Genomic DNA, 6,797 nt, shown 5'->3' with positions numbered 1-6,797 from the left:
CCAAGTACATCTACAGATAGAACTGGCTGCCGCGGTTGTCCAGCTCGCCGGTCTTCGGCGACGGGCCCTTGTTGTTGTCGAGCAGCTTGCCGGTTGCGGCGTCGAGCGTCTTCGCGAGCAGCTTGGCGCGCGCGTTGTTCGTCTTGATGCCGAGGTCTTCCAGCGACACCGCCAGCGCGAGGAATTCGCCGAGCGAGTCCCAGCGCAGGTGGTCTTCCTGCACCAGCTGCTGCACGTGCTTCGGAGCCGAACCGCCTGCGCCCGTTTCGTACATGCCGCCACCGGCCATCAGCGGAACGATCGACAGCATCTTCGCCGACGTGCCCAGTTCCATGATCGGGAACAGGTCGGTCAGGTAGTCGCGCAGGATGTTGCCCGTGACGGAAATCGTGTCCAGACCGCGGATCACGCGCTCGAGCGTGTAACGCATCGCGCGCACTTGCGACATGATCTGGATGTCCAGGCCGTTCGTGTCGTAATCCTTCAGGTACTCTTCGACCTTCTTGATCACTTCGTTTTCGTGCGGACGATACGGGTCGAGCCAGAACACGGCCGGCGTGTTCGAGTTCTTTGCGCGCGTGACGGCAAGCTTCACCCAGTCGCGGATCGGCGCGTCCTTCACGAGGCACATGCGCCAGATGTCGCCTTGCTCGACTTCCTGCGTGAGCGACTCGAGCACTTCGTTGGTTGCGTTGTCAACGATGCGTGCCGTACCGTTCTGCGGGACTTCGAAGGTCTTGTCGTGCGAGCCGTACTCTTCAGCCTTTTGCGCCATCAGGCCGACGTTCGGCACTGTGCCCATGGTCTTCGGGTCGAATGCGCCGTTGGTCTTGCAGAAGTTGATGATTTCCTGGTAGATGCGCGCGAACGTGCTTTCCGGAATCAGGCACTTCGTGTCGGCCGGGCGGCCGTCGGCGCCCCACATCTTGCCGCCTGCGCGGATCATGGCGGGCATCGATGCGTCGACGATCACGTCGTTCGGTGCGTGCAGGTTCGAGATGCCCTTGGCCGAATCGACCATCGCCAGCGCCGGACGGTGCTCGTGGCACGCGTGCATGTCGCGGATAACTTCTTCGCGCTGCGATTCCGGCAGCGTTTCGATCTTCGTGTACAGATCGACGAGGCCGTTGTTGACGTTCACGCCCAGTTGTTCGAACAGCTTGGCGTGCTTGGCGAACGCGTCCTTGTAGAACGTGCGCACAGCGTGGCCGAACACGATCGGGTGCGAAACCTTCATCATGGTCGCCTTGACGTGCAGCGAGAGCATGATGCCGGTCTTGCGCGCGTCTTCCATCTGGTCTTCGTAGAAAGCCAGCAGGGCCTTCTTGCTCATGAACATGCTGTCCACGATTTCGCCGGCTTGCAGCTTGACCTTCGGCTTGAGCACGATGGTTTCGCCACTCTTCGTGACGAGCTCCATGCGAACTTCACGATCCTTGTCGTTCGTGATCGACTTTTCGCCGTGATAGAAGTCGCCGTGCTTCATGTGCGCGACGTGGGTGCGCGAAGCCATGCTCCACTCGCCCATGCTGTGCGGGTGCTTCTTCGCGTAGTTCTTGACGGCCAGCGGTGCGCGGCGGTCCGAGTTGCCTTCGCGCAGGACCGGATTCACGGCCGAGCCGAGGCACTTCGAATAGCGCTTCTGAATGGACTTTTCGTCGTCGGTCTTCGGATCTTCCGGGAAATCGGGGATCTTGTAGCCCTTGCCCTGGAGTTCCTTGATGGCTGCGACGAGCTGCGGCACCGATGCGCTGATGTTCGGCAGCTTGATGATGTTGGTTTCCGGCAGCTGGGTAAGACGACCCAGTTCAGCCAGGTTGTCCGGCACGCGTTGTTCTTCGGTCAGGAATTCGGGGAATTCACCGAGGATGCGGCCCGCCACGGAGATATCGCTGGTCTCGACGTTCACGCCGGCCGGCGCAGCGAAGGTGCGGATGATCGGCAGAAACGCGCTGGTGGCAAGCAGCGGCGCTTCATCGGTCAGGGTATAGATGATGGTGGGTTGCTGGGTACTCATCGGCTTCTTGGCGGGATCGTTAAACGAGGTGGTAACACCACCGGCTGCGCGCAGTCGGCGAAACACCTGGATTTTGCCTCAATTTCCGATGGGCCGGGGCCGAGATCGACATGAATTTCATATTGTGGAATTGCGTTGCGCGGTGGAGTTCGGCGCAAAAAACGGCGTCCTGGCCCCAATCGTCCGACTAAGCGCTGAAAACGTTATCGCGCCAAAGTCCTGTTGTATAAGGGGTTTTGCGCTGAATCCGGTAATCTGTCCCCGTGATGGATGTTTTTAATTTTTATCTATTCATTATTTGTCAAGCTAGTGAAGACCCTTGTCTGATACGAGGTTAATCGGCCACTCTTATAGAAGAATTTATTGCCGCAGACCTTGGATGCGCGGTCTCATTTCCTGGTCGTTTAGTGGGATATTGACGTGCGCAAGGTGCGTCTGGGCACAGGCAAATCTGACCGGCCGCGATCGGACCGCAGAGGGAGGAAGGGCGGCCGCCGCCGGCAGGGTGCGCTTCGAGACGGCGGCGTCGCGTTTGGCTTACTTGCGGTTCAGAAACTCGAGCAGATCGGCGTTGACCTTGTCGGCCTCGGTCGTGCACATGCCGTGCGGCGCGCCCGGATAGATCTTGAGCGTGGCGTCCTTGACGATTTTGGCGGAGAGCTTGCCTGCATCGTCGATCGGCACGATCTGGTCGTCGTCGCCGTGCAGGATCAGCGTGGGCACGTCGAACTTCTTCAGGTCCTCGGTGTAATCGACTTCCGAGAATTCGTGTACGCATTCATAGAGCGCGAGGACGCCGCCCCACATGCCCTGCTGCCAGAACGAGTCAATCGTGCCCTGCGAGGTCTTCGCGCCGCTGCGGTTGAAACCGTAGAACGGCACCGCCAGATCCTTGAAGAACTGCGAGCGGTTATCGACGACACCTTTGCGAATGTTGTCGAACACTTCCTTGGGCAGGCCGCCCGGATTCTGCTCGCTCTTGATCATGATGGGTGGCACCGCGCCGATCAGGACCGCGCCCGCCACGCGCTTCGTGCCGTGGCGCCCGATATAGCGCGCGACTTCGCCACCGCCCGTCGAGTGGCCGACGAGCGTGGCGTCCTTTACGTCGAGCTTGTCGAGCAACTCGGCCAGATCGTCGGCCCAGGTGTTCATGTCGTTGCCTTTGGCCGGCTGTTCCGAGCGGCCGTGGCCGCGACGGTCGTGCGCGATCACGCGAAAGCCTTTCTGCAGCAGAAACAGCATCTGCGCGTCCCAGGCGTCGGCGGACAACGGCCAGCCGTGGCTGAAGACGACCGGGCGACCGCTGCCCCAATCCTTGTAATAGATCGACGTGCCATCGCGGGTGGTGAACGTGCTCATCAGTAGCGCTCCTGGTTGAGGCTGGAGGGGAATCACGCTGGGAGACGAATGTCACTATGTGGACACGGCAAGCGCGTCACATGAAATGTGGCATCCGGGATTCGAGGCAATGCGGGCGAGACTGGGCGGAACGTGTGCGAGGCGCCGCGCGCGGCACGTTGCACACGCGCACGAGTATAGAGAGGAACGCGAAGCGATGATGCGAAGCTGCGCGATGCTTCGAAGTCCAGCGATGTATGGAAACGAATCGCGTTTTACAGCGGATACGTCAGTTTTTTGTCGAGTTAGATGTTCGCGTTCGACTTCACGCCCGCACCGGCGAATACCCATGCGCGTCGAGCCAATGCCGAACGAGCCGCGCCTGATCGGCGTCGAGCGAACGCAGCACGTGTTCGGCGGGCTGCTTGCGCAGCGCCTCGACGATGGGCGCGAGCGGCACGCCTTGCAAATGCCACACGCCGAGCGGCTGATCTGGGCTCACGACCACATCGGCTTCTGCGATCAGGTTTCCGTCGATCACCGGCGCGCGCTCGATATTGAGCTGGTTGAAGTCGGCGCTGACGTGCAGCGGCGCGTCGTCGGGCCAGAGGCGTCGCGCCTCCCAGAACGGCCGTGCGGCCCAGCGCTGTTCGAGCGCGTAAAAGTCGCGGCCGGTGCGGGCGAAACGCATGAAGAGCTGCTCGATACGCTGCTGGTGAAAGCGCAGCGCGAGCGACGCGCGTTCCGGGCAACTGAGCAGCGTATGAATCACCGCGGGTGCTTGAAGCGCCGACGAAAGCGACTGAAAAATGCCGTTGCCCGAGAGCGGATCGACGGCCATGGCCGCATCGCCCACGCGCAGCCAGTTGCGCGCGCCCGTGCGCCCGCACAGCGTGGGGGTGCTGCTGCGGGCGTGCAGGCGCACGTTCGTATCGGCATCGTGTGCGAAGAAGTTGCTGGCCAGCGGCGCGCGGCGCATGCGCGCGCAGAAGGCGGGCAGTTCGTCGCGCTGCGGGAGTTCGGCGCTGGCGACGTCAAGCGTCATCTGCCAGTAACAGCGGCCATCGGGTAGGCGCGCCATCCACGCCCAGCCGTCCTGGAGACTTTCCACGGCGGAAGCCGCCGCGCCGCGCTCGCCTTGCCAGACGTTAAGGAGACTTAAGGTTTGCGGTCCGCGCGTGGCGTCGCGCATGAGCGGCGCGAGACGGCCGCGCGCTTCCACCAGAAAATCCGCGCGCAAGGACAGAGGGCCGTCACTGGTCTCGATCATGAGGTCATGACCGGACGGCGAGGTCTGTACGCTGCGTACATTGGCCTCGACGATTTCGACGCCCGCGTTGTGCAGATCCTCGCGCAGCGCGGCGTCGAACACGCGGCGGTCCACCAGATATTCCGCGTTGAGCGTTTGCAGCACGCCGTTCCAGAGCGTCGTGCGCGCGCTCGGCCCTGTGACCGCATTGGCGGCGCGATGCAGGCCCGCATGGCGAAGGCCTTCTATGACGCGCGGCGACATGCCTTCGACGGCGTCGAAGCGCCGCCAGTCGCTCACCACCTGCACGGCGTAGCCCAGGCCCGCGAGCGCACGCGCCACGGCTGCGCCCGCCGGGCCTGCACCGAGGACGACGATGCGCGCGGCGCTCATGATGCGTGTGTGCGTCTTTCGACGCCGATAAAGGCCGCGTGCGCGCGCAGCCAGGCGAGCAGGGCGTCGCGGTCGGCGTCGCGATGACGCATGAGCCACGCGGCGGCGTGCCCGCTCAAGGCTGCCGTGGCGATGCTGGCGCCGGCTTGCGTAGCGCCGTTACCGCGTACCTGCGCGCCGAATTCGGCCTGTGTGCTATCAAGCCACGACCACTGCGCGGCATCGCAGCGCGCGTCGCCCGTCACGCGCACGACGCCGGGATAGCGCGATGGAAACACGGGGTCGCCCTGCGCGGGACTCGCCGCGCAAACCACCACGCCCGCGTCCACGGCGAACGCGCAGGCTTCGCGCAGCGCGGCGCGATCGGCACGCACGCCCAGGCTCAGGTTGATGATGCGCACGCCCTGACCGACGAGCCAGCGTATCGCTTCGGCGATCTGCAACGGTGTCGTCGCCGCGCGTTCGCGGAACACCTGCGCGACGCAAAAGCGTGCTTCGGGTGCGTTAAAGGCGATGCGCTCCAGCACGGCGCTGCCATGACCGAGCCGGTCGGCTATCGCGTCGCGCCGATGCACCTGCATATCGACGTCGAGTACAAAAGCCGCTGCCGCATGCACGCGCGTGCTTTGATCGGCGCGATATCCGCTGTCGACAATGCCTACGCGAAATTCAGTGCTCATGCGCGGCTCCCTGCGCTTCGCGCATCACCAGTCGCCCATCGATCAGATCGAAATGCAGATCGGCATGCGCGAGCGTGGCTGCGCGATGGCTGATGAGAATGCGCGTGCGCGTGGCGAATAGCGTGTCGATCTGGGCAATCACCTCGCGTTCGGTGGCTTCGTCGACGGCGGAGGTGGCTTCGTCGAGCACGAGAATCGACGGCTCCTGCAACAGCGCCCGCGCGATTGCGATACGCTGTTTCTGGCCACCGGAAAGTTGCTGGCCGCGCTCGCCGATCTGGCTGTCGAGGCCTTCCGGCAGCGTCGCCACCAGCGCATCGAGCTGCGCCGCGTGCGCGGCCAGCGCGATCTGCTCGCGGCTTGCGTGCGGCGCGCCATAACGGATGTTGTCGGCCAGGCTGCCGCGAAACAGCACGATATCCTGGCTCACCACGGCCACGCGGCGGCGCAGGTCGTCCAGTTGCAGGTCGCGCAGATCGATGCCGCCCAGGCGCAGCGAACCATGCTGCGGGTCGTAGAAGCGCTGCACGAGGTCGATCAGTGTGGACTTGCCCGCGCCTGAGGCTCCCGCCAGCGCGATCTTGCGACCCGCAGGCAGCACGGCGCTCGCGCCGCGCAAAACGCCGTGCGCGCGCTCCTCGTGCGAGAACCAGACGTCGTCGAATTCGAGCGTGCTGTTTTCCGGTGCGGTGGCCGGTATTTCGGGTTCCTGAACGATGACGGGTTCGCGCTGAAGTTCGACCACGCGCGTGAGGCTCACCGTCATGCGCTGGAGCGCGACATACAGGCCTAGCAGGCTTTTTACCGGGCCCACGGCCATACCCAGGTAAGTGGTGAACGCGATCAGCGCACCCAGTTTCCATTCGCCTTGCACGACCCAATAGCCGCCGACCAGGAACGCGCAGGCGCGCGAGATCGACGTGAAGAGACCCGGCACCGACTGCGTGAAGAATTCCGTGACCTGGAGCTTGAGCAGGCGATCCATATAGCGGTCGCCGAAGCGTTCGAGTCGCGCACGCTCCGCATCCTGCTGGCCGCTGGCCTGGATGAACTTCATCGCTGGCAGCGTCTCCACGAGGAACGAGGAGAGATCGGCGGCACTTTCGCGCAGGCCGCG

General features: G+C 63.6%; 4 protein-coding genes and 1 pseudogene. All 5 read right to left on the bottom strand.

Features of this window, described 5'->3' with window-relative positions; translation table 11 throughout:
- Positions 1 to 13: 13 nt before the first annotated feature.
- Positions 14 to 2,017: pseudogene (locus tag VG320_RS02720) on the bottom strand (NADP-dependent isocitrate dehydrogenase); the annotation flags it as partial.
- A gap of 537 nt (positions 2,018 to 2,554) precedes the next feature.
- Entirely contained in the window at positions 2,555 to 3,379 is an 825-nt protein-coding gene (locus tag VG320_RS02715; protein ID WP_327198624.1) for an alpha/beta hydrolase, read from the bottom strand.
- A 304-nt stretch (positions 3,380 to 3,683) separates the two neighbouring features.
- Positions 3,684 to 5,000: a flavin-dependent monooxygenase QhpG gene (qhpG, locus tag VG320_RS02710; protein ID WP_327198623.1), complete on the bottom strand. Its 1,317-nt coding sequence runs from the start codon at positions 4,998 to 5,000 to the stop codon at positions 3,684 to 3,686.
- Positions 4,997 to 5,680 (bottom strand): subtilisin-like serine protease QhpE, encoded by a 684-nt coding sequence (gene qhpE, locus VG320_RS02705; protein ID WP_327198622.1) that lies wholly within the window; start codon positions 5,678 to 5,680, stop codon positions 4,997 to 4,999. The genes qhpG and qhpE overlap by 4 nt, the downstream gene beginning before the upstream one ends.
- The coding region (locus VG320_RS02700; RefSeq protein WP_327198621.1) for an ABC transporter ATP-binding protein at positions 5,670 to 6,797 on the bottom strand (1,128 nt) is incomplete at its 5' end. The genes qhpE and VG320_RS02700, both read right to left, overlap by 11 nt.

Origin of the sequence: Paraburkholderia sp. (genome assembly GCF_035948235.1) — a bacterium.
Lineage (GTDB): Bacteria > Pseudomonadota > Gammaproteobacteria > Burkholderiales > Burkholderiaceae > Paraburkholderia.
Note: the sequence above shows the minus strand (reverse complement) of the source record. Positions and strands in the feature narration are given on the sequence as shown.

Bases quoted from the DNA above. Each gene is read 5' to 3' on its own strand.
- qhpG (WP_327198623.1), bottom strand. From the start codon at position 5,000: ATGAGCGCCGCGCGCATCGTCGTCCTCGGTGCAGGCCCGGCGGGCGCA.
- VG320_RS02715 (WP_327198624.1), bottom strand. From the start codon at position 3,379: ATGAGCACGTTCACCACCCGCGATGGCACGTCGATCTATTACAAGGAT.
- qhpE (WP_327198622.1), bottom strand. From the start codon at position 5,680: ATGAGCACTGAATTTCGCGTAGGCATTGTCGACAGCGGATATCGCGCC.